This window comes from Blautia intestinalis, assembly GCF_014297355.1.
Taxonomy (GTDB): domain Bacteria; phylum Bacillota; class Clostridia; order Lachnospirales; family Lachnospiraceae; genus Blautia_A; species Blautia_A intestinalis.
In genome coordinates this window covers 229,054-255,482 of sequence record NZ_JACOQE010000002.1, presented here as the reverse complement: position 1 = coordinate 255,482, position 26,429 = coordinate 229,054, and the positions used below count along the sequence as shown (strand labels likewise).

Annotated in this window: 25 protein-coding genes and 1 other annotated feature; of the genes, 20 read left to right on the top strand and 5 right to left on the bottom strand. The window is 43.4% G+C overall.

Annotated elements, in window-relative coordinates; translation table 11 throughout:
- Nucleotides 1-198: 198 nt before the first annotated feature.
- Nucleotides 199-2,601 carry a leucine--tRNA ligase gene (gene leuS / locus H8Z79_RS05320; RefSeq protein ID WP_118039689.1) on the top strand — a complete coding sequence of 801 codons (2,403 nt, stop codon included), beginning with the start codon at nt 199-201 and terminating at the stop codon, nt 2,599-2,601.
- 45 nt (nt 2,602-2,646) lie between these two features.
- On the opposite strand, the gene H8Z79_RS05315 is transcribed toward leuS, so the two are convergent.
- Both H8Z79_RS05315 and H8Z79_RS05310 read right to left on the bottom strand, forming a co-directional pair.
- Complete coding sequence (locus H8Z79_RS05315; protein ID WP_015542612.1) at nt 2,647-4,401, bottom strand: Rqc2 family fibronectin-binding protein; 1,755 nt, start codon at nt 4,399-4,401, stop codon at nt 2,647-2,649.
- A gap of 22 nt (nt 4,402-4,423) precedes the next feature.
- Complete coding sequence (locus H8Z79_RS05310; protein ID WP_015542613.1) at nt 4,424-5,266, bottom strand: YitT family protein; 843 nt, start codon at nt 5,264-5,266, stop codon at nt 4,424-4,426.
- 201 nt (nt 5,267-5,467) lie between these two features.
- Between H8Z79_RS05310 and H8Z79_RS05305 the strand changes: the two genes are divergently transcribed.
- From H8Z79_RS05305 to pgsA, 6 genes are all read left to right on the top strand, one after another.
- Nucleotides 5,468-6,346 (top strand): YicC/YloC family endoribonuclease, encoded by an 879-nt coding sequence (locus tag H8Z79_RS05305; protein WP_118039690.1) that lies wholly within the window; start codon nt 5,468-5,470, stop codon nt 6,344-6,346.
- Between the two features lie 16 nt (nt 6,347-6,362).
- A complete protein-coding gene (locus H8Z79_RS05300; RefSeq protein ID WP_072521215.1) occupies nt 6,363-6,635 on the top strand; it encodes a DUF370 domain-containing protein in 273 nt (90 codons plus the stop codon).
- Nucleotides 6,628-7,260 (top strand): guanylate kinase, encoded by a 633-nt coding sequence (gmk, locus tag H8Z79_RS05295; RefSeq protein WP_015542615.1) that lies wholly within the window; start codon nt 6,628-6,630, stop codon nt 7,258-7,260. The genes H8Z79_RS05300 and gmk overlap by 8 nt, the downstream gene beginning before the upstream one ends.
- Nucleotide 7,261: 1 nt before the next feature.
- Nucleotides 7,262-7,573: a DNA-directed RNA polymerase subunit omega gene (gene rpoZ / locus H8Z79_RS05290; protein ID WP_118039691.1), complete on the top strand. Its 312-nt coding sequence runs from the start codon at nt 7,262-7,264 to the stop codon at nt 7,571-7,573.
- A gap of 80 nt (nt 7,574-7,653) precedes the next feature.
- Nucleotides 7,654-8,991: a 30S ribosomal protein S12 methylthiotransferase RimO gene (gene rimO, locus H8Z79_RS05285; RefSeq protein ID WP_118039692.1), complete on the top strand. Its 1,338-nt coding sequence runs from the start codon at nt 7,654-7,656 to the stop codon at nt 8,989-8,991.
- Nucleotides 8,975-9,514 (top strand): CDP-diacylglycerol--glycerol-3-phosphate 3-phosphatidyltransferase, encoded by a 540-nt coding sequence (gene pgsA / locus H8Z79_RS05280; protein ID WP_015542618.1) that lies wholly within the window; start codon nt 8,975-8,977, stop codon nt 9,512-9,514. Before rimO ends, pgsA begins: the two co-directional genes overlap by 17 nt.
- 32 nt (nt 9,515-9,546) lie before the next feature.
- On the opposite strand, the gene H8Z79_RS05275 is transcribed toward pgsA, so the two are convergent.
- The 3 genes from H8Z79_RS05275 to H8Z79_RS05265 all read right to left on the bottom strand — a co-directional run bounded on the left by H8Z79_RS05275 (nt 9,547) and on the right by H8Z79_RS05265 (nt 10,812).
- A complete protein-coding gene (locus H8Z79_RS05275) occupies nt 9,547-9,831 on the bottom strand; it encodes a hypothetical protein (RefSeq protein ID WP_015542619.1) in 285 nt (94 codons plus the stop codon).
- 52 nt (nt 9,832-9,883) lie between these two features.
- Nucleotides 9,884-10,219 (bottom strand): hypothetical protein, encoded by a 336-nt coding sequence (locus H8Z79_RS05270; RefSeq protein ID WP_015542620.1) that lies wholly within the window; start codon nt 10,217-10,219, stop codon nt 9,884-9,886.
- A gap of 326 nt (nt 10,220-10,545) precedes the next feature.
- Complete coding sequence (locus H8Z79_RS05265) at nt 10,546-10,812, bottom strand: hypothetical protein (RefSeq protein WP_118039694.1); 267 nt, start codon at nt 10,810-10,812, stop codon at nt 10,546-10,548.
- A gap of 134 nt (nt 10,813-10,946) precedes the next feature.
- Nucleotides 10,947-11,166: a binding site (T-box leader), on the top strand.
- Nucleotides 11,167-11,205: 39 nt separating this feature from the next.
- On the opposite strand from H8Z79_RS05265, the gene tyrS reads away from it, so the two are divergent.
- From tyrS to H8Z79_RS05200, 13 genes are all read left to right on the top strand, one after another.
- Entirely contained in the window at nt 11,206-12,435 is a 1,230-nt protein-coding gene (gene tyrS, locus H8Z79_RS05260) for a tyrosine--tRNA ligase (protein ID WP_118039695.1), read from the top strand.
- A gap of 36 nt (nt 12,436-12,471) precedes the next feature.
- Entirely contained in the window at nt 12,472-15,111 is a 2,640-nt protein-coding gene (alaS, locus tag H8Z79_RS05255) for an alanine--tRNA ligase (protein ID WP_118048715.1), read from the top strand.
- A gap of 161 nt (nt 15,112-15,272) precedes the next feature.
- Nucleotides 15,273-15,449 carry a 30S ribosomal protein S21 gene (gene rpsU / locus H8Z79_RS05250; protein WP_004222305.1) on the top strand — a complete coding sequence of 59 codons (177 nt, stop codon included), beginning with the start codon at nt 15,273-15,275 and terminating at the stop codon, nt 15,447-15,449.
- A gap of 101 nt (nt 15,450-15,550) precedes the next feature.
- A complete protein-coding gene (gene cls, locus H8Z79_RS05245) occupies nt 15,551-17,113 on the top strand; it encodes a cardiolipin synthase (RefSeq protein WP_015542625.1) in 1,563 nt (520 codons plus the stop codon).
- Nucleotides 17,114-17,261: 148 nt separating this feature from the next.
- Nucleotides 17,262-18,446, top strand: coding sequence for a D-alanyl-D-alanine carboxypeptidase family protein (locus tag H8Z79_RS05240; protein ID WP_015542626.1), 1,185 nt, complete (start codon nt 17,262-17,264; stop codon nt 18,444-18,446).
- Between the two features lie 119 nt (nt 18,447-18,565).
- Entirely contained in the window at nt 18,566-19,594 is a 1,029-nt protein-coding gene (locus H8Z79_RS05235) for a molybdopterin-binding protein (RefSeq protein ID WP_015542627.1), read from the top strand.
- A 21-nt stretch (nt 19,595-19,615) separates the two neighbouring features.
- The gene (locus tag H8Z79_RS05230) at nt 19,616-20,470 is read left to right on the top strand and encodes a metallophosphoesterase (RefSeq protein WP_015542628.1); all 855 of its coding nucleotides are present in this window, start codon (nt 19,616-19,618) and stop codon (nt 20,468-20,470) included.
- Entirely contained in the window at nt 20,454-21,239 is a 786-nt protein-coding gene (locus H8Z79_RS05225) for a segregation and condensation protein A (RefSeq protein WP_118039698.1), read from the top strand. The genes H8Z79_RS05230 and H8Z79_RS05225 overlap by 17 nt, the downstream gene beginning before the upstream one ends.
- A 21-nt stretch (nt 21,240-21,260) precedes the next feature.
- Nucleotides 21,261-21,830, top strand: a complete 570-nt coding sequence (gene scpB, locus H8Z79_RS05220) for an SMC-Scp complex subunit ScpB (protein WP_187002739.1) — start codon at nt 21,261-21,263, stop codon at nt 21,828-21,830.
- A 59-nt stretch (nt 21,831-21,889) separates the two neighbouring features.
- A complete protein-coding gene (locus H8Z79_RS05215) occupies nt 21,890-22,684 on the top strand; it encodes a zinc dependent phospholipase C family protein (protein WP_015542631.1) in 795 nt (264 codons plus the stop codon).
- A 61-nt stretch (nt 22,685-22,745) separates the two neighbouring features.
- Entirely contained in the window at nt 22,746-23,984 is a 1,239-nt protein-coding gene (locus H8Z79_RS05210; protein WP_015542632.1) for a D-alanyl-D-alanine carboxypeptidase family protein, read from the top strand.
- Between the two features lie 232 nt (nt 23,985-24,216).
- The gene (locus H8Z79_RS05205) at nt 24,217-25,653 is read left to right on the top strand and encodes an acyl-CoA carboxylase subunit beta (protein ID WP_015542634.1); all 1,437 of its coding nucleotides are present in this window, start codon (nt 24,217-24,219) and stop codon (nt 25,651-25,653) included.
- Nucleotides 25,654-25,666: 13 nt separating this feature from the next.
- Complete coding sequence (locus tag H8Z79_RS05200) at nt 25,667-26,410, top strand: OadG family transporter subunit (RefSeq protein WP_015542635.1); 744 nt, start codon at nt 25,667-25,669, stop codon at nt 26,408-26,410.
- The last annotated feature ends 19 nt before the right edge of the window (nt 26,411-26,429 follow it).

Genomic DNA, 26,429 nt, shown 5'->3' with positions numbered 1-26,429 from the left:
ATCACATAGAAAGCCCTTCACTTTAAATTGAGGTGAAGGGCTTTCAGTGTGTAAAAAAGGTTCATCACAGAGATAAGCTGGCAATGTGGTTTTTCTTCCAATGCATAGTCTCATCAGTACCGTAACAGAAGCATTGACAAACAGAACGTATTGAATTAGAATTAATTTTTAGATAACAATGTTGGAGGAAGCATAGAAATGAAATACATGTTTAAAAAGATCGAGCCCAAGTGGCAGGCAAAATGGGAAGAAAGCAAAGTCTTCGAAGCCAAAGACAACAGCGACAAGCCAAAATTCTATGGTCTTGTAGAATTCCCGTATCCAAGTGGTGCCGGTATGCATGTCGGTCACATCAAAGCATACTCAAGCCTCGAGGTTATTTCACGTAAACGTCGTATGGAAGGATATAATGTACTTTTCCCGATCGGATTTGATGCATTCGGTCTTCCTACTGAGAACTACGCTGTAAAGACCGGCACACATCCACGTATCATTACCGACGAGAATATCAAGAAATTCTCCAACCAGTTAAAAAAAGTCGGATTTTCTTTTGACTGGAATCGTGTCATCGATACTACAGACGAAGATTACTACAAATGGACACAGTGGATCTTCCTCAAAATGTTCGAAAAAGGTCTTGTATTCAGAGACAGAACCCTCGTAAACTATTGTCCGCACTGCAAGGTTGTTCTTTCCAACGAAGACAGTCAGGGCGGCAAATGCGATATCTGCCATAGCGAAGTTGTACAGAAATCCAAAGACGTATGGTATCTGCGCATCACCCAGTATGCTGATAAGCTTCTGGAAGGTCTGAAAGATGTTGATTATCCGGACAATGTAAAGCAGCAGCAGATCCACTGGATTGGCAAATCAAAGGGTGCATTCGTTAACTTTGATATTGACGGCATCGATGAAAAACTTGAAATTTATACAACCAGACCGGATACTCTGTTCGGTGTTACTTTCATGGTAATCGCTCCGGAACATCCGATCATCGACAAGTACAAAGACAAAGTAACAAATATGGACGAGATCACCGCATATCGTAACGAATGTGCAAAGAAAACTGAGTTCGAGAGAACACAGCTCGTCAAAAACAAAACAGGTGTATGTATTCAGGGACTGGAAGGTATCAACCCGGTCAACGGTAAGAAGATTCCGATCTACATTGCAGATTATGTAATGATGGGTTACGGTACCGGTGCGATCATGGCAGTTCCGGCACATGATCAGCGTGACTATGATTTCGCAAAGAAATTCGGTATTGATATCATCGAGGTCATCAAAGGCGGTGACATTTCCAAAGAAGCTTACACAGGCGACGGCGAAATGATCAATTCCGATTTCCTCAACGGCTATACAAAGAAAAAAGATTCAATTGAACGTATGCTTGAAGAACTCGAGAAGAAAGGCATCGGCAAAGCAGGTGTTCAGTACAAGATGAAAGACTGGGCATTCAACCGTCAGAGATACTGGGGCGAGCCAATTCCGCTTATCCACTGCCCGAACTGTGGTGTTGTAGCTGTTCCGGAAGAAGAACTTCCGCTTCGTTTGCCGGATGTCAAAGATTTCGAACCAGGTGAAGACGGTCAGTCGCCACTTGCAAAGATTGATTCTTTCGTAAACTGCACATGCCCGAAATGTGGAGCAGCAGCAAAACGTGAAACAGATACCATGCCTCAGTGGGCAGGATCTTCCTGGTATTTCCTACGATATACCGATCCGCACAACACACAGGCACTGGCTGATATGGACAAACTCAAATACTGGATGCCGGTCGACTGGTATAACGGTGGTATGGAACACGTTACCAGACATATGATCTATTCCAGATTCTGGCATCATTTCCTGTATGACCTCGGTGTTGTAAATACTCCGGAGCCATACGCAAAACGTTCTATTCAGGGACTGATCCTCGGACCGGACGGAGACAAGATGAGCAAATCCAAAGGTAACGTTGTCGATCCGCTTGACATCGTAGAAGAGTACGGTGCAGATACCCTTCGTACTTATGTATTATTCATGGGTGATTACGGCGCAGCAACACCGTGGAGCGACAGTTCTGTAAAAGGCTGTAAGAAATTCCTTGACCGTGTTGCAGGTCTGACCGATATCCTTTCCGAAGAACCTGTTTCCGACGAACTGGAGATGAAGATTCACCGTACCATCAAGAAAGTTTCTTCCGACATTGAAAGCCTGAAATTCAACACAGCAATCGCAAGTCTTATGACTCTGATCAATGAGATCACTGCAGAAGGTCATATCGGCAAAGAAGATTTAGGAATCTTTATCAAGCTCTTAAGCCCGTTTGCTCCGCATCTCTGCGAAGAAATCTGGGAATTCCTCGGCGGAGAGGGACTGCTCGCAGTTGCTCCATGGCCGGTACATGATGAAGGAAAGACTGTTTCCAAGACCGTTGAGATCGGTGTTCAGGTTAATGGTAAAGTAAGAGGAACCATTGTAATCCCAAATGGCTGCGAAAAAGAAAAAGCATTTGAGATTGCAAAAGCAGATGAGAGAATCGCATCTTTCCTCGAGGGCAAAAACCTGATCAAAGAGATCTATGTTCCAAACAAGATCGTCAACTTTGTTGCCAAATAAAAAGTATCGGGATTTATAAGAAATGTGTAAGAAAAGCCCTCCGGTTTATGACCGGGGGGCTTCTTTGATGTCTGAGATATCAGGTGCAGCCATGAGAGAGTAGTTTGTATAATAAACTACAAATCCCGGTTTGGCGCCACCAGGTTTCTTGACATGTTTTTTCTGGATATAATCAATCTCTACTTTGGGTGCAGTTCTGCCTTTTGAATAGTAAGCAGCAAGACGTCCGGCTTCTTCAAAGGTACGATCCGGAAGCTCTCCGTCCGGAGTTTTTACAACAACATGGGATCCTGCCATCTTTTTGGCATGGAACCACCAGTCATTGCCGGTTGCCATTTTAAAGGTCAGCTCGTCATTCTGGTAATTATTTTTTCCTACAAAGATATCAAATCCATCGCTGGAAATATAATGGAACGGTTTTGATTTTGCCTGTGCTTTCTGGCCTTTTTTATTTGTATAATGTTTCTTTATATAGCCATACTCAGTCAGTTCTTCTTTGATCTGGCTGAGATCACTCTCTGCACGCGCAATATCAAGCGCATTTGATACGGATTCCAGATGTTCGATTTCAGATTCTGTATCCGCGATCTGCTCTGTCAGCGCCTCTTCGGTACGTTTCAGCTTACCGTAGCGGTCAAAATATTTCTTTGCATTTTCTCCCGGTGTCATCGTCGGATCCAGAGGAATCGTAACTTCTTCATTCGTATAATAATTAAGAGCCTTAAAAGATTTGCAGCCGCCCTCCAGCCCATAACCATACGTATTGATCAGTTCTCCATAAACTTTATATTTGTCCTTTTTGGCAGTATCCTTCATCTGTTTCTGCTGAAGAATAAGCTTCTTGCGATTTCGTTCAAGAGCAGTCTGTACGATTCTTCGAAGATCAGAAGATTTCTGACGGATTCTTGTCAGGATTTCCTTCGATGCATAGTAAGTTTCCAGCATTTCCGAAACAGATTCAAATGTCTGACAGTGATATTCCTGACCATACTGAGTGAGTGGGAGAACAGCATATTCTACCGGTTCATCATCCCTGTAAATGATATTTGGAGTAAAAGCGCCTTCCTGAACCTGTTCAATCAGTCGATGGAACGTATAATAAAGATGTGTTGCCTCATTTTCGTCAAGGGACTGTGCCGAATCACTTCCGTCAATGGAAGCACGATAGCAGATTTCTTCTGCGATCAGAGGACTGATTCCAGTCAGTGTTGTATAGATTGCCTTTGCAATGTTACACGGCTTTTTACATACAGATTCTTTAAAAGCTTCTTCTGTAATCGTCAGCGGATCCAGTTTTTCCTGTGTCTGCGGAAGAAAATAATCTCTTCCCGGAAGAACTTCCCTGACAGAACTCATATGGGAAGAAACGTGCCTGATGCTGTCAAGGATCATCCTGTTCTCATCACAGAAGATGATATTGCTGTATTTTCCCATCAGTTCAACAATCAGATATTTTTTACATGGATCGCCCAGTTCATTTAAATGTTCCAGTTCAAACTCTACCACACGTTCCAGTCCCGGCTGTACGATATTTCCGATTCTTGCACTTCCCAGATGCTTGCGGAGCAGCATGCAGAAGTTTGGCGCAGTCAGGGGACTTGGTTTGTTTTTGCCCGTAAAATAGATCAGCGGAAGAGAAGGACTTGCAGAAACAAATAACCTGCACTGTCCGTTTGCTCCCTTTCCGGTAATCATCAGGGCATCCGCCTCCGGCTGTGCAATTTTGTTAAAACGGCCGTTATCCAGATTTTTATGTAATTCCTGTACCATTGCAGCGATGGTGATGCCATCAAATGCCATTTTATTTCTCCTTTAGTGCATATCAGATGCTGTGAAATCCCTTACCGATGATTTCGCTTGTATTAGAAATCAGCATAAATGCACTCGGCTGGTTTTCTTTAATAAAGTTACGAAGACGTACTGCCTGAGGACGGCTGAGTACGGTAAATACGATATATTTGTCTTTTCCTGAAAAAGCTCCCTGGGCACGAACGACCGTTGCACTTCGGTTCAGCTCATGTACAAGATAGTTGCAGATCGGTTCCGGCTCATCGCAGACAACATTGAAATATTTCGAAAGATTAAATCCCTCAATAAAGTTGTCAATCATAAAAGAGCGGATTGTAAGACCGAGGAAAGAATACAGTCCGGTTTTAATATCAAAAACAAAACATCCCGCAACAGTGATCATAATATCCGTCATAAGAAGCGCCTTCCCGATATCAAAACTGCTATATCTCTTAAGGATCATTGCAATGATGTCCGTACCGCCGCTTGATGAACCGATATTAAACAGAATCGCAGATCCAAGTGCCGGAAGTGCAATCGCAAAACAGAGTTCCAGCATGGTCTGATCTGTCAGCGGATGATCCATCGGACAGACACGTTCCAGTGTAGAAAGTGTAACCGAAAGAAGAATGCTGCAATATGCTGTCTTTGCGGCAAATTTTTTTCCCAGTACCACAAATCCGAGTACAAGGAGCAGCATATTTACAATGAAGGAAAAGTCACTGGCAGAAATAGATGTCTTATCTGCAACCAGAACCGCAAGACCGGTAATTCCCCCAAATGTAAAGTTATTTGTAAATTTGAAAAAGTATGTTCCGACTGCCATGATCAGCGTACTGACAGTCAGAAGCGAAAAATGTTTTAACTTTTCTTTCATTTTATATGCAATTCCCTTCTGAATGATTCGCTGATATTGTACCTCGTGACATGGCAATGTGTCAATGTAACCATTTAGCAGAATAAAGTATATTCATACAAAAAAACAACTTCAGGTCAGAAAAAGAAATTGACTACCTTTTTAGAATGCTCTATAATAAATCTGTATGTAGAAAATGAGACTTGCAAAGAGAGAAAACTTATGATAAAAAGTATGACAGGCTTCGGCCATGCAGAAAAAGTGACAGAGCAGTGCCGTATCACGGTAGAAATGAAATCTGTCAATCACAGATACCTGGATCTGAATATTAAAATGCCACGGCGTTTCAATATGCTGGAGGGTCAGGTACGTAATCTTATGAAGCAGTATATGCAGCGCGGTAAGGTAGATGTATTCATCACTTATGAAGATTATACTTCAAATGATTACACTCTCAAATACAACAAAGAACTTGCTGCAGAATATCTTTCTTATCTGAATCAGATGGCAGAAGAGTTTCATCTGGAAAACGATGTCCGCGTGACCACCTTATCCAGATATCCGGAAGTTCTGACCATGGAAGAACAGTCCGTGGATGAAGAACAGTTATGGAAACTTCTCGAAGAACCTCTTAAAGAAGCCTGCGTTCGATTTGTTGAGACACGTACCAGAGAAGGACAGCATCTGAAAGAAGATCTTCTTGACAAACTTGCCGGCCTGGACGAAAAGGTAGCTCGCGTAGAAGAACGCTCTCCGAAAGTTGTTCAGGAATACCGCGAGAAACTGGAACAGAAGGTACACGAACTTCTTGAGGATTCGCAGATTGACGACAGCCGCATCGCGGCGGAAGTTGTTCTTTTCTCTGACAAGATCTGTAATGACGAAGAAACTGTCCGTCTGCACAGCCATATTCATGGAATGCAGAAGATCCTCGAAGAAAAAGAAGGCGTCGGACGTAAGATGGATTTTATGGCTCAGGAAATGAACCGCGAAGCCAATACAATCCTGTCCAAATCCAGTGACCTTGAAGTTTCAGATATTGCAATCGATCTGAAAACGGAAATCGAAAAGATCCGCGAACAGATTCAGAATATAGAATAACGGAGGCAGGGAAGTTTTGGCTAAACTGATCAACATCGGATTTGGAAATGTCGTAAATTCCCGCAAGATCGTTGCGGTTGTAAGCCCGGATGCCGCACCGGTAAAGCGGATGATCCAGAGTATCAAGGGCACACGTGAACTGATCGATGCAACACAGGGACGCAAGACAAAAGCGGTTATCGTGACTTCCGATGATTACCTTGTCCTTTCTGCATTACAGCCTGAAACGATTGCCAGACGTTTTGCAGAAGCATATGATTACGAAGAAAAGGAAGATGAGCATGAGTAAAGGTGTTTTAACAGTTGTTTCCGGCTTTTCAGGAGCCGGCAAAGGTACCGTCATGAAACGTCTTATACAAAAATATGACGATTATGCATTGTCAATCTCTGTTACTACAAGAAATCCCCGTGAAGGAGAACGGGATGGTATCGAATACTTCTTCAAAACCAAAGAAGAAGTAGAGTCCATGATCGAGAATGATGAATTTCTTGAGTATGCCAGATATGTAGACAATTATTATGGTACTCCGCGTTTTTATGTAGAAGAAATGCTTGCCAAAGGCAAAAATGTAATTCTTGAAATTGAAATTCAGGGAGCTATGCAGATCAAAGCAAAAAATCCGGAGGCTGTTCTGGTATTTGTTACACCACCGAGTTTCGAAGAACTCCGTAATCGCCTTGTAGGACGCGGTACAGAAACTGCCGACGTGATTGAATCACGTCTCAGACGTGCATCAGAAGAAGCTGAAGGAATGCTTTCTTATGATTATATTTTGGTCAACGATCAGGTAGAGGACTGTGTAGACCGTCTTCACCAGATTATTTTAAGCGAACGTGCAAAGGCACAGCGCAATGAAGAATTCATCAACACGATCCAGCAGGAAGCGCGGATCTTTATGAAAGGAGATAAATAAGATGTTACATCCATCATATTCAGAACTTATTCAGGCAATTAACAATAACGCAGAGGAAGACGACAACACAATGATGCTGAACAGCCGTTATTCTCTGGTACTTGCAACCAGCAAGAGAGCAAGACAGCTCATTGCAGGCGCAGAACCGCTCGTACCAAACGCTGCTGACAAGAAACCTCTTTCTGTTGCTATCGACGAACTTTACAAAGGTGAAGTTAAAATCGTAGCTGCTGAAAGCGATGAAGAAACGATTGCTCCGACAACAGAAGAAGCATCAGAAACAGTTTCCGCACCGGAAGAAGATAACGAGTAAAGTTTGTCCAGTATTTATATCAGTTAAAAACCATGATCAGAAGACAGTTGTCTTCTGATTATGTATTGTCAGGAGATTTTATGAAAATATTATTTATATCACTGGGTTGTGATAAAAACCTTGCTGATTCTGAGGAAATGCTCGGACTACTCACAGCAAACGGGCATGAAATCGTCGATTCAGAAGAGGAAGCCGATGCCATTGTCATTAACACATGCTGTTTTATTCATGACGCAAAAGAAGAGAGTGTCAACACCATCCTTGAGATGGCCGAATACAAAAAATCCGGAACCTGTAAGGCCCTGATCGTGACAGGATGTATGGCGCAGCGATACAAAGAGGAAATCACACAGGAGATTCCGGAAGTTGATGCCGTACTTGGAACAACATCTTACGGAGATATCGTCAAAGCTTTAAATGAAGTACAGGCAGGAAATGTTTTTCAGGAATTCCGCGATATCAATGAACTTCCGGAAGACTGCGGCCACAGAGTTATCACTACCGGAGGGCATTTCGGATACCTCAAGATTGCCGAAGGCTGTGATAAGCACTGTACTTACTGCATCATTCCATCCCTTCGTGGTAAATTTCGCAGCGTACCGGAAGAACGTCTTCTGAAACAGGCCGAGTATATGGCATCACAGGGTGTTAGGGAACTGATCCTGGTTGCACAGGAAACCACTGTATACGGCACGGATCTTTACGGCAAAAAAACTCTGCATCTTCTTCTTAAGAAGCTCTGTCAGATCAGGGGAATCCGCTGGATCCGTGTGCTTTACTGCTATCCGGAGGAAATTTACGACGAGCTGATCCAGGTTATGAAAGCAGAACCTAAGATCTGCCATTATCTGGATCTTCCGATTCAGCATGCAAGTGACAAAATTCTTCGTCGCATGGGACGCCGCACCTCCAAACAGCAGCTTATTGATATCATCACCAAACTTCGCCGTGAAATCCCGGACATTGTGCTCCGCACTTCTCTGATTACCGGATTCCCGGGTGAGACAGAAGAAGATCATCAGGAACTTATGGAATTTGTTGATGAGATGGAATTTGACCGTCTGGGTGTATTTACGTATTCCCCGGAGGAAGGCACACCTGCCGAGACTATGGAAGGCCAGGTTCCTGAAGAAGTAAAAGAAGCACGCCGCGATGAGATCATGGAGCTTCAGCAGGAAATTTCCCTTGATAAAGGAAATGACCGTATCGGACAGGAAGTCCTGGTCATGATTGAAGGAAAGGTTTCCGGCGAAAGTGCTTATATTGGCCGTACCTACGGAGATGCACCGAAAGTAGACGGATATATCTTTGTACAGACAGGAGAATTGCTTGTTACCGGTGATTTTGCAAAAGTAACCGTTACAGGCGCTTTGGAATACGATTTGATAGGAGAGTTGACTGATGAATACACCAAATAAACTTACAGTTACCAGAATGATTATCGTTCCGTTCCTTGTTGTTTTTCTTCTTACCGGATGGGGCGGTGATGCAAACCGTTATATCTCACTTGCATTATTTGTAGTTGCCAGTGTTACCGACTGGTTTGATGGATATCTGGCACGCAAAAATAATCTTGTTACAAATTTTGGTAAATTTATGGACCCACTCGCTGACAAACTTCTTGTTTGCTCTGCGATGATCTGCATGATCGAACTTAATCGCCTGCCGGCATGGTTCGTAATCATCATTATCGGCCGTGAATTTATTATCAGCGGATTTCGTCTGATTGCAGCCGAAAACGGCATTGTAATTGCAGCAAACTACTGGGGCAAATTCAAAACCGCCTCCCAGATGATTATGATCATTTTGCTGATTCTCCACTTTGGCGGAATCTTTGTTACACTGGAACAGCTTTTTATCTGGTTGTCCCTCGCACTGACCATTATTTCACTGATCACATATATCTGGCAAAACAAATCTGTTCTTTCCATGCAGGAGTAATCCGGCGGGAGAGCTGTTGACTAAAGATCTGATCAGTGTATCATTCGCATAAGGCTGACAATTTTGTCAATTTTGGCGGCTTCCTGTGGGGATTTTCCGGCCTTCATCACTTCAAGAACAGCTGAGATTTCATTCTGTGAAAAATTGAGTCCGTTCTTTTTCCCGGAAGCAGCAGCACTCATAAGAAAGGGCAACATATCGGAAGCGGATTTTCCGCTTCCTTTTTCTGCGAGTTTTTGAAGCATATCCAGTTTTCCGGCATCAATATTTTTGAGTTTTGGATCCATCTTCCAGTCTTCATTTCTGTTTTCGTCCATGTTTTACCTTTCTATCATTTATGATCATTTTACTTCTTATATAGTTCCTGTTTTATTCATTGATTGTCTTTAATAACTGTATCATCACAAGTATATCTTTGATCTGGTCAAGCTGATGACGGCTTTTTCCATAACTGAATTTCCGAATATCCTCCAGCATCTCCAGGGGATCCGTTTCTCCTTTCAGACTGCAGATCTGCACGTCATTTTGCCCTCCGCGAAACAGTGCAACTGTATTCTGGAGTTCCATAAGCTTGGCATACAATGCAAAAAACTGCTGACTTTGGGAGGAAGTATATGGTATCAATGCTTTCAGCATTTGAGACTGTTCACTGCATACAAGCTGATCCAGTGCAGTCTGAGACATTACTTCTGGCTCCATTTCCATCAAGTGCCTCCTTTTTTCAAAACTATATGCTTTTGCTTATTATTTTATGTCCGGTTACACCGTTTTGACATATGATAAATCAGACTTCCTTTAGAAAGGCAGACAGATATGAATACTCCAAAAAATGAACAGCTTGTTGTAGATGGCAATTCTTTTTATGAAATAGATCTGCAGTGTGTGCAGAAGAAACAAAGCCAAAAACACATAAGAAGGAATGAGCATCAAGAACAAAACAGACAACCACAATCAGCGGATGCGCCACCCGCGTCTCTTCGATATGCGACGCAAAAAAGGCAGAGGGATTAACCTCTGCCCATCATCGGACATCAGCAGCCACAGCCGTTGTTTCCACATCCGCCACTGCAGAGCAGGAGCAGTACAATGATGATCCAGCAGGAATCATTGCCGCATCCACAGTTGTTACTGCAACCATAGCCATTGTTTCCGCAGAGGCACATCAGGCAGATGATCCAAAGAATACAGCTGCAGGAATTATCTCCGAAAAGACCGGTTCCATTGCCGCATCCACAGTTGTTGTTGCAGCCGCAGCCGTCATTGCCGCATCCGCAGTTTGTAGCAGCTAAATCACTCATGGTAAAATCCTCCAGATTTTGTTCACACTTCATATTATGAAGGGAGCTTTCCATGTGTGACTGTCTTTTCCTTCAAATACCAAAATCACCCTTGACAAACATTTTTTCACTTTGTATACTTTTAGAAGTATATTACATCGGCTTTGAAGGGAAGAAGTAACATAAGGAACACACACAGAGAGTTGCCGGACGGTGAGAGGCGCGTGCAGAACTTTTGTGAATACATCCCGGAGCTTCGCACCGAATTTTTTCAGTAGGCTGCGACGGATCGGCACTCGTTATCGTGCTCAATGAGGTGGGAATTTTTTCCTGCGAATTTAGGTGGTATCACGGGACCCGGTTCTCGTCCTAAACGGACAGGAACCGGGCTTTTTATACAGGAGGAATTGAATTATGACAGTATGGGAAGAACTGAAGGCGAGAGGCCTGATTGCCCAGGTAACAGACGAAGATGAGATCAAAGAAATGGTAAACAACGGTAAAGCTACTTTCTATATCGGCTTTGACCCTACCGCAGACAGCCTTCATGTAGGACATTTCATGGCACTCTGCCTGATGAAACGTCTGCAGATGGCAGGCAACCGCCCGATTGCACTTCTCGGTGGCGGTACCGGTATGATCGGTGATCCGTCCGGAAGAACAGATATGCGTCAGATGATGACCAAAGAAACCATTCAGCACAACATTGACTGCTTCAAGAAACAGATGTCCCGTTTCATCGATTTTTCCGATGGTAAAGCACTGATGGTCAACAATGCAGACTGGCTTCTGAATCTTAATTATGTAGATCTGCTTCGCGATGTAGGCGCACATTTTTCAGTAAACCGTATGTTGACTGCAGAATGCTACAAACAGCGTATGGAAAGAGGATTAAGCTTCCTTGAATTTAACTACATGATCATGCAGAGTTATGACTTCTATATGTTATACCAGAAATACGGCTGCAATATGCAGTTTGGTGGTGATGACCAGTGGAGCAATATGCTCGGTGGTACAGAACTGATCCGTCGTAAGCTCGGCAAAGATGCATATGCAATGACTATTACTCTTCTTCTGAATTCCGAAGGCAAGAAGATGGGCAAGACACAGTCTGGTGCTGTATGGCTGGATCCGAACAAGACTTCTCCTTTTGATTTCTATCAGTACTGGAGAAATGTGGATGATGCAGATGTCATCAAATGCATGCGTCTTCTTACATTCCTTCCACTTGAACAGATTGATGAAATGGCAACATGGGAAGGCAGCCAGTTAAACAAAGCCAAAGAAATCCTTGCTTACGAACTGACCAATCTTGTTCATGGTGAAGAAGAAGCAAAGAAAGCGCAGGAAGGTGCAAGAGCGTTGTTCTCCGGTGGAGCTGACACAGCACATATGCCCAGCACAGAGCTTACAGATGAGGATTTTACAGAAGATGATACTATTGATCTGATCACTATGCTGATCAAAGCGGGGCTTGTTCCGACACGTTCTGAGGGACGTCGGGCGATTGAGCAGGGTGGTGTTTCCATCGATGGTGAGAAGATTACTGACATCAAACATACTGTAGCAAAGGACAGCCTTGCAGGTGATGGTGTTGTCCTCAAACGAGGCAAAAAGAAATTCAACAAAGTTTTTGTTAAATAAGTATTTATTACAGAATACTTTTAGGAGGAAATAATTATGAAGAAATACGGAGTAAACGAACTTCGTCAGATGTTCCTTGATTTCATGGAAAGTAAAGGACATCTCGTAATGAAAAGCTTCTCTCTGGTACCACAGGGAGATAAGAGCCTTCTGCTGATCAACGCAGGTATGGCTCCGCTGAAACCATATTTTACAGGTGCGGAGATTCCGCCAAGAACAAGAGTCACCACATGCCAGAAGTGTATCCGTACCGGTGACATCGAAAACGTTGGTAAAACTGCACGTCATGGTACATTCTTTGAAATGCTCGGCAACTTTTCTTTTGGTGATTACTTTAAGACTGAAGCGATCCACTGGTCCTGGGAATTCCTGACAGAAGTAGTTGGTCTGGATGCTGACAGACTGTATCCTTCTGTATACCAGGATGATGACGAAGCATTCAATATCTGGAACAAAGAAGTCGGCATCCCGGCTGAGCGAATCTTCCGTTTTGGCAAAGAAGACAACTTCTGGGAGCATGGCGCAGGTCCCTGCGGTCCATGTTCTGAGATTTATTATGACCGTGGAGAAAAATACGGATGCGGTAAACCAGGCTGTACAGTAGGCTGTGACTGTGACCGTTACATGGAAGTATGGAACAACGTATTTACCCAGTTTGAAAACGACGGAAATGGCAACTATACCACACTGAAACAGAAAAATATCGATACAGGTATGGGTCTGGAGCGTCTGGCAGTTGTTGTTCAGGACGTTGATTCTATCTTTGACGTAGATACAATCTGTGCCCTTCGTAACCTTGTCTGTGAAATTTCCGGCAAAGAATACGAAAAGAATTATCAGGATGACGTATCCATCCGTCTGATCACAGACCATATCCGTTCCGCTACATTTATGATCTCCGATGGTATCATGCCAACCAATGAAGGCCGCGGATATGTACTCCGCCGTCTGATCCGCCGTGCAGCACGTCACGGACGTCTTCTGGGAATCAAGGGAACTTTCCTTGCAAAACTCAGTGAGGAAGTAATCAACGGATCCAAGGCAGGCTATCCGGAGCTGGAAGAAAAGAAAGAATTCATCTTCAAAGTCCTGACTAACGAAGAGAATCAGTTCAACAAAACAATTGATCAGGGTCTTCGTATACTTGGTGACATGGAAGAAGAGATGAAAACAGCCGGAGAAAAAACTCTTTCCGGTGAAAATGCATTCAAACTTTATGATACTTACGGATTCCCGCTTGATCTTACTAAAGAGATTCTTGAGGAAAAGGGATATACCATTGATGAAGATGGTTTCCAGAAAGCAATGGAAGAGCAGAGAGTCAAAGCACGTACTTCTCGTGAAGTAACCAACTACATGGGTGCAGATGCTACTGTATATGATGAGATTGATGTCAACGTAACTACAGAATTCGAAGGATATGATAACCTTATCTATGATTCAGAGATTACTGTTCTTACCACAGAAAAAGATATCGTTACCTCACTGATGGAAGGTCAGAAGGGAACTGTATTTGTAAAAGAAACACCATTCTATGCTACCATGGGCGGCCAGGAAGGTGACTGTGGCGTGATTGAGACTGCAAATGGCAAATTTGTAGTAGAAGATACAATCAAACTTCGCGGCGGCAAATTCGGTCATGTCGGATATATGGAATCCGGAATGCTCTCCACAGGAGAAACTGTTTCTCTTAAAGTCAATGAGCAGGCTCGTCGTGATACAGAGAAGAACCACAGCGCAACACATCTTCTCCAGAAGGCACTCAAAACTGTCCTTGGCTCTCATGTAGAACAGAAAGGTTCTCTGGTAACACCGGACAGACTTCGTTTTGACTTTGCACATTTTCAGGCAATGACTCCTGATGAAATTGCAGAGGCAGAAGCTCTTGTAAACAAAGAGATTCAGGCAGCTCTCCCTGTCGAGACAAACATTATGGATATCGAAGAAGCCAAGAAATCCGGTGCCATGGCACTGTTCGGTGAGAAATATGACCAGAAGGTACGTGTTGTATCCATGGGAGACTTTTCCAGAGAGCTTTGCGGTGGTACACATGTAAGAAATACAAGTTCCATCATGCTCTTTAAGATTGTATCTGAGGCTGGTGTTGCAGCCGGTGTACGTCGTATCGAAGCACTGACGGGTAATGGTGTTATCGAATACTATAAGAAACAGGAAGCCATGCTCCATGAAGCGGCCAAAGCCCTCAAGGCACAGCCGGCAGAAGTTGCAGAAAAAATTGCACATCTTCAGGCAGATGTCAAAGCTCTCCAGAGTGAAAACGAATCCCTCAAAAGTAAACTCGCTCAGGGATCTCTCGGCGATGTCATGAACCAGATCGTAGATGTCAAAGGTGTAAAACTCCTCGCATCCAGAGTAGAAGGCATTGATATGAACGGACTTCGTGATCTCGGTGATCAGCTCAAAGAAAAGATCGGAGAAGGTGTTGTTGTCCTCGCAGCTGTAAACGGAGGTAAAGTAAACCTTCTTGCAATGGCTACTGATGCAGCACAGAAAGCCGGAGCACATGCCGGTAACCTGATTAAAGGTGTTGCGGCAATCGTAGGCGGTGGCGGCGGCGGTCGTCCGAATATGGCACAGGCCGGCGGTAAAAATCCTGAAAAAGCTCAGGAAGCAATCGACGCAGCAGCCGGAATTCTGGAACAGCAGATTCACTAAAAATTATGCATTTTTCGGCAAAATAATTTTTTTCTAAATTTAGCCAAAAAATGTTGACGAATGTCACAGCTATGTTATATAATAACACTCGTGCAAGAAAAATACCCAGACAGTTGTATTTTAGCACAATCTACAACTGGAGGGAGGTTAGGTGTGAGTCTATGTCAAACGTTATCGTAAAAGAAAACGAGACTTTAGATAGCGCTCTTCGCAGATTCAAGAGAAGCTGTGCAAAAGCAGGTATCCAGCAGGAAATCCGCAAGAGAGAGCATTACGAGAAACCAAGCGTTCGTCGTAAGAAAAAATCTGAAGCCGCAAGAAAACGTAAATATAATTAATTGTGCGCAAAAATCCCTGACGACAATTCCGTCAGGGATTTTTAAGATTATGAATCGTCATCCATTTAACAATACTGTATAAGTAAACTAAAGGGAATTATATGCATCGAATTATTCATACCTTCAAGAAAATCTTACAGTTACTATTCAATCGAATTTTCTATGTTGCCGTAGCCCTGATGCTTCAGCTCGCGTGGCTGATGATCACCGTCTGGAGACTGGCAGCATATTCTAAATATATTTCAAACGCGATCAGTATCATCAGTGTATTAGTTGTGCTCTGGATCGTAAACAAAAAAATCAATCCGTCCTACAAACTCGGATGGACGATCCTGATTCTCGTTTCCCCTGTTTTCGGCGTTATGCTTTATATTCTGTTTGGTAAATCACGAATCGCGCAGGCAATTCAGAATAAATATGCCCAGGTACAGAAAGAAAGTATTCCGTTTATGGAGTCGAAAAATGAAACGATCAGACATCTGGAAGCTGATTCACCTTCTGCAGCAGTGCAGTCCAATTACATTCACCGATATTCCAGCTTCCCGGTACACGAAAATACCACCGCAGAGTATTTTCAAGTGGGAGATGATATGTTCCCTGTTCTTATCCACGAACTTGAACAGGCACAGCATTATATCTACATTGAATATTTTATCATCAACGATGGCGTAATGTGGCGTACGATCCTTGATATACTGGAACGCAAGGCATCAGAGGGAGTCGATGTCCGCCTGATTTATGACGGTTTCGGCTGTCTGACCACTTTACCATATCATTACGACCGTTTTCTGAAAGAAAAAGGCATTCAGTGTCAGGTATTTAATCCATTCCGTCCATTATTAAATATTGTTCAGAACAATCGTGACCACCGCAAAATCTGTGTAATTGACGGACATACTGGATTCACCGGCGGCATCAATCTTGCCGATGAATATATTAATCAGAAAAAACGTTTCGGACACTGGAAAGATACAGCTGTTATGTTAAAAGGTGAAGCTGTCTGGAATATGACTGTCATGTTTTTGCATATGTGGAATGTGATCAACAATTCCAGTGAACCGATCGACCACGAGGCACACATGCCACACAGATTTCATCCGGAGCCGTTTGCAGGCAATGGATTTGTACAGCCATACAGCGATACTCCCCTGGATGGAGAAATTGTAGGCGAAAATGTTTATCTGAACATCATTAACCGGGCACGTAAATACGTCTACATCTGTACACCTTACCTGATCATTGACAATGAGATGATGACCGCGCTCTGTCTTGCGGCAAAAAGCGGTGTGGACGTGCGCATTATGACTCCCGGAATCCCTGATAAGAAGATGGTCTTTTTGCTGACACAGTCTTACTATGAACAGCTGCTGGAAGCCGGTGTCCGTATCTATGAATACCAGCCTGGCTTCCTGCATGCAAAATCTTTTGTATGTGATGACGAGATAGCAGTCGTAGGAACGATCAATCTGGATTACCGGAGTCTGTATCTTCATTTCGAAGATGGTGTATGGTTCTATAAAAACAACGTTATTCAGGATATTCTTGATGATTTTAACCAGACTTTAAAATACTGTGACCCAATCAGTATTGAATTCTGCAAAAAAAGAAACATTGTTGTCCGGGCATTTCAGAGTATCTTACGGCTTTTTGCCCCCCTTCTCTGATATGTCAGGTATTAACTGCAGAACATTTTTCATGAATCCTATTTCTCATGGAAAGTGTTCTGTTTTTATTTATTAATACCTATATAAAAGTCATATTTTTCACAAGCTGTCCTTACAATAATAACAAGCAGAATTTTATGAGGTTACTATGAAAAAAAGACACCTTCGAATCACAGGCTTATTTCTGATTATTTGCATGATTCTGAGTACAATATTTCCTGTCCGTGCAGAAACTGAAAGTATCTCTCCTGAGATTTTGGCTGCCAGCGGAATCCTGATGGAGGTTGAAACAGGGAAGATTCTTTATGAAAAAGACAGTAACACCAGAAGATGTCCGGCGAGTGTTACAAAAGTGATGACGTTACTTCTGATTTTCGAACAGCTTGACTCTGGCAAACTCTCTCTGAATGACACTGTCACCACCAGTGCACATGCAAAATCCATGGGCGGATCACAGGTTTTTCTGGAAGAAGGCGAACAGCAGAGTGTTGAGACCATGATCAAATGTATCGTTATTGCTTCCGGCAATGATGCCAGTGTTGCAATGGCGGAACACATTGCAGGAAGTGAGCAAAGCTTTGTGAACCGAATGAATCAGCGGGCAGAAGAACTCGGAATGAAAAATACACATTTTGTCGACTGCTGCGGGCTGACAGATTCTGACGAACATTATACATCTGCCTATGATATTGCGCTTATGAGCCGCGAACTGATTCGAAAACATCCGCAGATATTTGAATATTCCTCAATTTGGATGGAAAATATCACCCACGTTACTGCACAGGGAACAAAGAAATTCGGTCTTACAAATACTAATCGTCTGATACGTACATATCCGGGGTGCAAAGGACTCAAAACAGGCAGCACCAGCAAAGCGAAATTCTGTCTTTCAGCAGTAGCAGAGCGTGACGGGCTTTCCCTTCTCTCGGTCGTAATGGCCGCCCCGGATTACAAGGCACGTTTAAAAGATGCCTCCGCTCTTCTGGATTACGGTTTTGACCGCTGCAGTCTGTATATTGATGAAAACCCTGAGCCACTCCCTGAGATCACGATACAAAAAGGAATAAGTTCCAAAGTTTCCTTAAAATATGCTGATACGTTTCGATATGTAAGTACAGATGGAGAAAAAATAACAGCCCCCAAAAAGGAACTTAAACTTCCTTCCAAAGCAGAAGCGCCTGTTGCAGCAGACAGTCAGGCAGGAGAACTGATCTATCTTCATCCCCGGAGCGGACAGGAACTCGGACGAATTCCGGTACTATATGCAGAATCAGTTGCACGTCTTTGCTTTTTAGATTGTCTTTTAATGACTTTTGAAGCCTTCTGCCTCTGACAGCTTCAGGGCCTGTCCGACAGCTCTGAAATCTTTTGACAAGATTACAGATTACGAGGTATAATAAACTTCAAATGGTTATTCTGAAATGTATCTGAAGACAGGAGCGTGAAGAACAAATGAAAGAAATCAAAACCGAAAATGCTGTAGGATATGTATTATGTCATGATATTACGCAGATCATCAAAGACGAAAAGAAAGGTGTCCTTTTCAAGAAGGGTCACATTGTAAAAGAAGAAGATATTCCGCTCCTTCTTTCTGTAGGTAAGGAACATCTCTATGTATGGGAAAAGCAGGAGGGTATTCTTCATGAGAATGAAGCTGCGGAGATTTTGTATCGCATCTGTGCCGACTCCCATATGCATGGAAGTGATATCAAAGAGGGCAAGATCGAACTGATTGCAGACTGTGACGGACTTCTCAAAATCCGCCGGGATGCACTTGTAGCAGTCAACAGTCTCGGAGAAATGATGATTGCCTCAAGACATGGTGATTTCCCGGTAAAAAAAGGTGATAAAATTGCCGGTACGAGAATCATTCCCCTTGTCATCGAAAAAGAAAAAATGGACCGTGCAGTGGAAGCGGCAGGTAATGAGCCTGTTTTTTCTCTGCTTCCGTTCCATATAAAAAAGGCCGCTATCGTTACAACCGGAAGCGAAGTACAAAAAGGGCTGATCAAAGACACTTTTACTCCGGTACTGAAAGAAAAACTTTTCGAATACAACGTTCAGATGATCGGGCAGACACTGCCGGGTGATGACCGTCAGACGATCACATCCGATATCCTGCATTTTATCGAAGAGGGCGCCGATCTGATTCTGTGCAGTGGAGGGATGAGCGTAGATCCTGATGACCGCACTCCGGGTGCCATCAAAGATACCGGTGCCGATATCGTCACCTACGGAGCACCGGTACTTCCGGGTGCCATGTTACTGCTGGCATACTATCACAAGGATGGCAAAACTATTCCGGTCATCGGACTTCCGGGCTGCGTAATGTATGCCCGTCGAACTGTTTTTGATCTGATCCTTCCGCGCATCATGGCAGATGATCCGATCTGTGCAGAAGAAATCTGCGCTTATGGAGAAGGTGGACTTTGCCTGAACTGTGATGTCTGCACTTTTCCGGTCTGCGGATTCGGTAAATAAATTTTCTAACAGAGGATATACATGAAAACATTCAGAACAAGCACATATAGCATACCCTGTGCCGGCCTTACCGGGCATCGCAAAGTTACTTTTGCAGTCCTTGCCGATCTGCACGGGCTTGTATTTGGCCAAAATCATCAGACACTGTACAAAGCAATCATCGACGCAAACCCGGATGCTATTCTTGTCGCAGGCGACATGGTCGTTCACGGATCGACGGAAACTCTCGAAGCAGCAGCCGGACTTTTTCTGCGTCTGTGTGAGATTGCGCCTGTTTTTTATGTTCTTGGCAATCATGAATACAAGATGTATCTGAACCCGGATACCAGAAATATATATCTGAATTATGAAAAGCTGCTGACCAGTGCCGGAATCTGTTTTTTGCACAACGAACATATGGCAGTTGAACTTCAGGGAAGCGACTTTGTTTTTCACGGACTTGAACTTCCGATCGAATATTATCACAAGCCCAATTCCCCTGCGCTCAGTCTTACCACTATGGAAGAGCTCATCGGTATGCCTTCGCAACCGGGAGTCCACGTACTGCTTGCACACAATCCCAAATATGGCAATACGTATTTTTCATGGGGAGCGGATCTGATTTTATCCGGTCATTATCATGGTGGAATTCTTCGTTTTAATGAAAACCACGGACTTACCTGCCCGCAATATCTTTTTCTTCCACCTTACTGCTGTGGAAAATTTACCAGAGGCAGTCATCATATGATCGTCAGTGCCGGGCTTGGAGAACACACGATTCCGGTCCGCATCCATAACCCGCGGGAACTGATTCTTGTTGATCTTATTCCTGCCCGAAAGCGCACTGGAAATCCACACAAAAACAGAAAGGTACACGGAAATGGCAATTCCCGTTAAAATCAACGTATTTGAAGGTCCGCTTGATCTTCTCCTTCACCTCATCGAAAAAAATAAAATTGACATATATGACATCCCGATTGTCGAGATCACTGACCAGTATATGGAGTATCTGCACTCTATGGAAAAAGAAGACCTCGGCACCATGAGTGAATTTATGGTCATGGCTGCAACCCTGCTTGACATTAAATGCAAAATGCTTCTTCCGAAAGAAACGAATGATGAAGGAGAAGAAGAGGATCCTCGAGAAGAACTCGTTCAAAAACTTCTTGAATATAAAATGTACAAGTACATGTCCTACGAACTGAAAGATTATATGGATAATGCGGCCGGTGTTTTTTTCCGCGCACCCGATCTGCCGGGCGAAGTTCTGAAATACAGAGAGCCGGTGGATCCTGCCGAACTCCTTGAAGGTCTGACTCTCCAGAAGCTGAACAGCATCTATCAGTCTATTCTGAAACGTCAGGAATCCAGGATTGACCCGATTCGAAGTAAATTCGGTACGATTGAAAAAGAAGAAGTCAGTCTTTCAGACAAAATGCTGTCCATGAAAACTTATGCCACGCAGCATCGCAAATTCAGTTTTCGCCAGCTCCTGACCAAACAGTCTTCCCGTGTACAGGTAATCGTAACTTTCCTGTCTATTCTGGAACTTATGAAAATGGGATATATTCATATCTGTCAGGAAGAACTTTTTGATGATATCCAGGTAGATGTCGTACAGGATCCGGAAACCTGGACACATCTGACAGAATTTGCCGACGAATAAACAGAAATCGAGGATAAAGATATGGAAATAAAAAAATTGGAAGCCGCGATAGAAGCCATCCTGTTTACTATGGGAAATTCCGTAGAACTTGCCCAGATTGCAGATGCAGTTCAGCAGGACAAAGAAACCACTCGGAAGATTCTCCAGAATATGATGGACCGCTATCAGCAGGAAGACCGCGGTATTCAGATCATAGAACTTGAACAGTCCTATCAGATGTGCAGTAAAAAAGAATATTATGAGTGCCTGATACGTCTTGCCATGCATCCCAAAAAGCCTGCGCTTACCGATGTTATGCTGGAGACGTTGTCTATCATTGCGTACAAACAGCCTGTCACAAGAGCTGAAATCGAGAAGATCCGCGGAGTAAAGTGTGACCATGCCATCAACAAGCTTGTTGAATACGAACTGGTCAGAGAACTCGGACGACTGGATGCGCCGGGACGCCCGATTCTTTTCGGCACCACCGAAGAGTTTTTACGCTGCTTCGGTGTACAGGGACTGGAAGAACTGCCATCTGTAGACCCTGTACGTCTGGAAGATTTCAAGGCAGAAGCAGAAGAGGAGATTCAGCTCCGTCTGGATGTCTGAACCTTCATGAACAACTCTATAAAACTGACAAACCTGTAAAAAAAGAAAGGATGAGTCCCATGCCCACTACCTATGCCCACGATTTATTCGGTCAGAGAGTATACACTTTTCTGACACCTGAAATCAGACAGGTCATCCGAAAAAACAAAAATCTTTTTCGTATCGGTCTGCATGGACCGGATATTCTTTTTTATGACATTCCAAATACCAGGGTCACCGGCACCGGAATTGCCATGCACCGTGAAGTGGCAGCTCCTTTTTTTGAAAGAGGAATGACTCTTGTCCGTCAGAAACATGACGAAAAACTACTTGCATATCTTCTGGGATTTGCATGCCACTATCTGCTCGACAGTACCTGTCATCCATACGTATATGAAATGGCAGAAAAAGAAGTGATCTCACATACGCTCCTTGAAAAGGAATTTGACCGTACCCTGATGCTTGAAACCGGCAAAAATCCTTACCGTTATTATCCGTCATGTGGTGTTATACCACACATCACCTATGCATGCGTGATTCACAGGGCAATTCCGAAGATCCGTACCCGTGAGATCCATACTTCTCTGAAACTCATGAAACTGATCACCAACTGCCTTGTTTATGACAATCACGGCAGAAGGAAAAACTTTCTTACCTTTTTGTCGCGCATTGCAGGCAAAAAGCTTTCTGCTGAAATGATGGAATACTTTATGGAAAAAGATCCCATTCCCGGAAGTGCTGTACCGGTTCATAAATTACACACACTGTTTGATAAGGCACTTCTTGCCGCATCGGAAGAGCTTACTGAACTGTATCAGCTTTCCATACACGATCAGCCACTGTCAGACCGCTGGTATCATACTTATAACGGATAACAGTCTCCGGGAATAAAGCCTGCCTGTCTGCATAAAATAGTCCATATAAGTGAGGTGGACTATGAAATTCAGATGCAGTGTGTTTATCTATGTAATTCTTATATGTAATCTGTATTGTCAGTTTTCGGTTCATGCCGGGTCTCTGGATCATGCAATTCTGATGGTGCCACAGCTTTCGGATGATCTGTATGCACTGTCTGCTGTTCTGATGGATGCAGACTCAGGCAGGATCCTTTATGAAAAAGAGGGGGAAATGCCCCGTCCGAATGCCAGCACAACGAAAGTCCTCACCTGCATTCTTGCACTGGAAAACGGTGATGGTGATGACTACGTACAGGTATCTGCCAATGCAGCTTCTCAGCCGCAGGTAAAACTCGGACTTCAAAAAGGTGAGCAGTATTATCTGGAAGACCTTTTGTATTCTCTGCTCCTTCAGAGTCACAATGATTCTGCCGTAGCAATTGCAGAACATATCGGTGGTTCTGTAAAGGGATTTTCTGACCTGATGAATGCCAAAGCACGCAAGATCGGGTGCACGGATACACATTTCATTACACCCAACGGACTGGATGCCGAAGACAGCAGCGGAACACATCACACAACTGCATCAGATCTGGCCCGGATTATGCGCTATGCCATCAAAAATAAGGTGTTCTTAAAAATTGCGCAGACAAAAGAGTATTCTTTTTCTGATCTGAGCAAAAAACGGACTTTTTCCGTTCACAATACAAATGCACTGTTTTCCATGACAGACGGTGTGCTTGCCGGAAAAACCGGATTTACCGGTGATGCCGGATACTGTTATGTCTGTGCCGTTCAAAAAGATGACCGTACATTTATTATTGCACTTCTTGCTGCAGGATGGCCCGGACACAAGACTTACAAATGGCACGATACACTAAAACTTCTGGATTACGGCAAAAACAATTTTTATTATCGCAGTTTCTGGCAGGAGCCGGATCTGTCTTATATCCCGGTAAAAGACGGCATCCCTGAGATTACTTCCCATACAGATAATCTTTTACCGGATGGTCGCATTTACATCGGAGGGCGGATCAATGCTACTGAAAAGGAGAAACAGCAGAAGATCCTCCTGAAGAATGATGACCGTCTGCAATATCAGGTATGTCTGAAAGACGAATTGCAGGCACCGGTCAGAAAGGGAGAACAGATAGGCAGAGTTGTTTATATGCTGAACGGACAGAAAATTGCATCTTTTCCGATACTTGCCGTACAAAACGTTGACAAAATCACGTTTCTGTACTGCGCAGAACTTGTTTTCAAAAATTTCTTTCATTAATGGACATCTAAAATCCAGAATAAAGCATCAAAAACTTCTCTCGGGCCGGGAGAAGTTTTTTTGTAAATATATCGACAGAAAAGTGAACACTGTACATTAAACGAGACAGGGAGTTAAAGTTTTAACAAAAAAACATGAAAAATGTTGAAATCTACTTCAAAAAAGGTTACAATTATAATCGGCTAAAATTTTGGTTATATTTAAAATTTTATAAAATGGAGGGCAAGAAAGAATGAGTAATGCAACACAAAGCTTAGCAGGCACAAGAATCACTTCTTTGCTTGACGCAAACAGTTTTGTTGAAATCGGAAAAAGTGTAACAGCCAGAGCCACTGATTTCAATTTAACTGAAACAAAAGCGCCTTCAGACGGTGTTATCACCGGATATGGTGTAATTGACGGAAATCTTGTATATGTATACAGCCAGGATGCTTCCGTATTAAACGGAACCGTCGGCGAAATGCATGCCAGAAAGATTACTGCTCTGTATGATCTTGCAATGAAGACAGGAGCTCCTGTAATCGGTCTTGTTGACTGTGCAGGTATGCGTCTTCAGGAAGCAACTGATGCTCTTGAGGCATTTGGTTCCATTTACCTGAAACAGACACTGGCTTCCGGAATGATTCCGCAGATCACAGCAGTATTCGGTACATGCGGCGGCGGTATGGCAATCATCCCGGCACTTACAGACTTTACATTCATCGAATCCAAGAATGGCAAAATGTTTGTAAACAGCCCGAACGCACTGGACGGCAACTACACTGAAAAATGTGATACAGCCGCAGCAGCATTCCAGAGCGAAGAGACAGGTCTTATCGACGGCACAGGTTCTGAAGAAGAAATCCTCGGACAGATCCGCCAGCTGATTGGTATTCTTCCTTCAAACTTTGAAGACAATGATTCTTTCGTAGAATGCACAGATGATCTCAACCGTACATGCGATGACATCGCAGCATGTGCCGGAGATACATCCATTGCACTTTCCAGAATTGCTGATAATGGTATCTTTTTCGAGACAAAGAAAGATTACGGCAAAGACGTTGTTACAGGTTTCCTTCGTCTGAACGGAGCAACTGTTGGTGCAGTAGCAAACAGAACAGAAGTATATGATGCAGAGGGCAACAAAGCCGAAGAATTCGATGGAACCATCTCTGCAAGAGGCGCAAGAAAAGCAGCCGGATTTGTAAAATTCTGTGATGCATTTGATATCCCTGTTCTGACACTTACAAATGTTACAGGATTCAAAGCAACTCTCTGCAGCGAAAAAATGATTGCAAAAGCAGTTGGCGAAATGATCCATGCATTTGCTGATGCAACCGTTCCGAAAGTAAATGTTGTGATCGGCAAAGCATATGGTACAGCATATGTAGCAATGAACAGCAAATCCGTAGGTGCAGATCTTGTATATGCATGGGACAACGCAGAGATCGGTATGATGGATGCTTCTCTCGCAGCAAAGATCATGTATCCGGGTGAAGAAGCTTCCGTTCTGAACGAAAAAGCAGCTGCATACAGAGAACTTCAGTCCAATGTAGAATCCGCAGCAGCAAGAGGCTATGTTGACACAGTGATTGCTCCGGCTGATACACGTAAATACGTAATCGGAGCTTTTGAAATGCTTTTCACAAAGAGAGAAGACCGTCCATCCAAAAAACATGGCACAGTCTAAGTGAGGTGAGCATATGAATCAGATGTTTAAAAAAGCTTCCTCCGTCCTGACAGCAGTTGTATGTGCCGCATCCATTACATTTTCCGGTGCATCACTGGTTCTGGCAGACGGTGAAATTGACGATCAGACAAAAACAACTATCGAAACAACCGCTGAAGGACTGACCGAAACCATTATTCCGCTGACTGATGAGCAGATTGAAGCATACATGGAATCCGGTGACGAATTTACAGAAAATGCTATGACTGCATGGAATGGTGCAAAAGAAGAACTCGGCGATATGAAAGAGACAGGATCTGTTGAAATCGAATATTCCAATGATGAATATACAGCAACCGTACCTGTTACTTTTGAAAAAGAAGATGCTGAATTTATTTACGTATTCGACAAGAACCTGACACCTACATCACTTTCTGTAGATGTTAAATATTCTTTTGCTACCACTATGAAAAATGCAGCGCTGAATACAGTTATGGGACTTGGAACCGTATTTGTAATTCTTATTATGCTGATTTTCCTGATCTCCCTGTTCCAGTTTATTCCGGGATCCGGAGCACAGGAAGCAAAAGCAAAGAAAAAAGCGGCAGAAGAGGCAGCAGCTCCGACACCGGCTACGGTTGCAGCAGCTCCTGTACAGGAAGCTGACAATTCAGAACTGATTGCCGTGATCGCAGCAGCTATCGCAGCATCCGAAGGAACTTCAACAGACGGATTTGTTGTTCGTTCCATCCGCAAAATCAACCGCAAAAAAAGGTAATTGACAATTAGGAGGATTT

What these genes read in the sequence shown, in the direction of transcription:
- H8Z79_RS05215 (WP_015542631.1), top strand. Translation starts at nt 21,890, where the DNA reads ATGCCCACTACCTATGCCCACGATTTATTCGGTCAGAGAGTATACACT.
- H8Z79_RS05210 (WP_015542632.1), top strand. Translation starts at nt 22,746, where the DNA reads ATGAAATTCAGATGCAGTGTGTTTATCTATGTAATTCTTATATGTAAT.
- rpoZ (WP_118039691.1), top strand. Translation starts at nt 7,262, where the DNA reads ATGTTACATCCATCATATTCAGAACTTATTCAGGCAATTAACAATAAC.
- rpsU (WP_004222305.1), top strand. Translation starts at nt 15,273, where the DNA reads ATGTCAAACGTTATCGTAAAAGAAAACGAGACTTTAGATAGCGCTCTT.
- H8Z79_RS05200 (WP_015542635.1), top strand. Translation starts at nt 25,667, where the DNA reads ATGAATCAGATGTTTAAAAAAGCTTCCTCCGTCCTGACAGCAGTTGTA.
- rimO (WP_118039692.1), top strand. Translation starts at nt 7,654, where the DNA reads ATGAAAATATTATTTATATCACTGGGTTGTGATAAAAACCTTGCTGAT.
- H8Z79_RS05240 (WP_015542626.1), top strand. Translation starts at nt 17,262, where the DNA reads ATGAAAAAAAGACACCTTCGAATCACAGGCTTATTTCTGATTATTTGC.
- gmk (WP_015542615.1), top strand. Translation starts at nt 6,628, where the DNA reads ATGAGTAAAGGTGTTTTAACAGTTGTTTCCGGCTTTTCAGGAGCCGGC.
- H8Z79_RS05235 (WP_015542627.1), top strand. Translation starts at nt 18,566, where the DNA reads ATGAAAGAAATCAAAACCGAAAATGCTGTAGGATATGTATTATGTCAT.
- H8Z79_RS05265 (WP_118039694.1), bottom strand. Translation starts at nt 10,812, where the DNA reads ATGAGTGATTTAGCTGCTACAAACTGCGGATGCGGCAATGACGGCTGC.
- H8Z79_RS05270 (WP_015542620.1), bottom strand. Translation starts at nt 10,219, where the DNA reads ATGGAAATGGAGCCAGAAGTAATGTCTCAGACTGCACTGGATCAGCTT.
- leuS (WP_118039689.1), top strand. Translation starts at nt 199, where the DNA reads ATGAAATACATGTTTAAAAAGATCGAGCCCAAGTGGCAGGCAAAATGG.
- H8Z79_RS05275 (WP_015542619.1), bottom strand. Translation starts at nt 9,831, where the DNA reads ATGGACGAAAACAGAAATGAAGACTGGAAGATGGATCCAAAACTCAAA.
- pgsA (WP_015542618.1), top strand. Translation starts at nt 8,975, where the DNA reads ATGAATACACCAAATAAACTTACAGTTACCAGAATGATTATCGTTCCG.
- tyrS (WP_118039695.1), top strand. Translation starts at nt 11,206, where the DNA reads ATGACAGTATGGGAAGAACTGAAGGCGAGAGGCCTGATTGCCCAGGTA.
- H8Z79_RS05225 (WP_118039698.1), top strand. Translation starts at nt 20,454, where the DNA reads ATGGCAATTCCCGTTAAAATCAACGTATTTGAAGGTCCGCTTGATCTT.
- alaS (WP_118048715.1), top strand. Translation starts at nt 12,472, where the DNA reads ATGAAGAAATACGGAGTAAACGAACTTCGTCAGATGTTCCTTGATTTC.
- H8Z79_RS05230 (WP_015542628.1), top strand. Translation starts at nt 19,616, where the DNA reads ATGAAAACATTCAGAACAAGCACATATAGCATACCCTGTGCCGGCCTT.
- scpB (WP_187002739.1), top strand. Translation starts at nt 21,261, where the DNA reads ATGGAAATAAAAAAATTGGAAGCCGCGATAGAAGCCATCCTGTTTACT.
- H8Z79_RS05205 (WP_015542634.1), top strand. Translation starts at nt 24,217, where the DNA reads ATGAGTAATGCAACACAAAGCTTAGCAGGCACAAGAATCACTTCTTTG.
- cls (WP_015542625.1), top strand. Translation starts at nt 15,551, where the DNA reads ATGCATCGAATTATTCATACCTTCAAGAAAATCTTACAGTTACTATTC.
- H8Z79_RS05315 (WP_015542612.1), bottom strand. Translation starts at nt 4,401, where the DNA reads ATGGCATTTGATGGCATCACCATCGCTGCAATGGTACAGGAATTACAT.
- H8Z79_RS05310 (WP_015542613.1), bottom strand. Translation starts at nt 5,266, where the DNA reads ATGAAAGAAAAGTTAAAACATTTTTCGCTTCTGACTGTCAGTACGCTG.
- H8Z79_RS05305 (WP_118039690.1), top strand. Translation starts at nt 5,468, where the DNA reads ATGATAAAAAGTATGACAGGCTTCGGCCATGCAGAAAAAGTGACAGAG.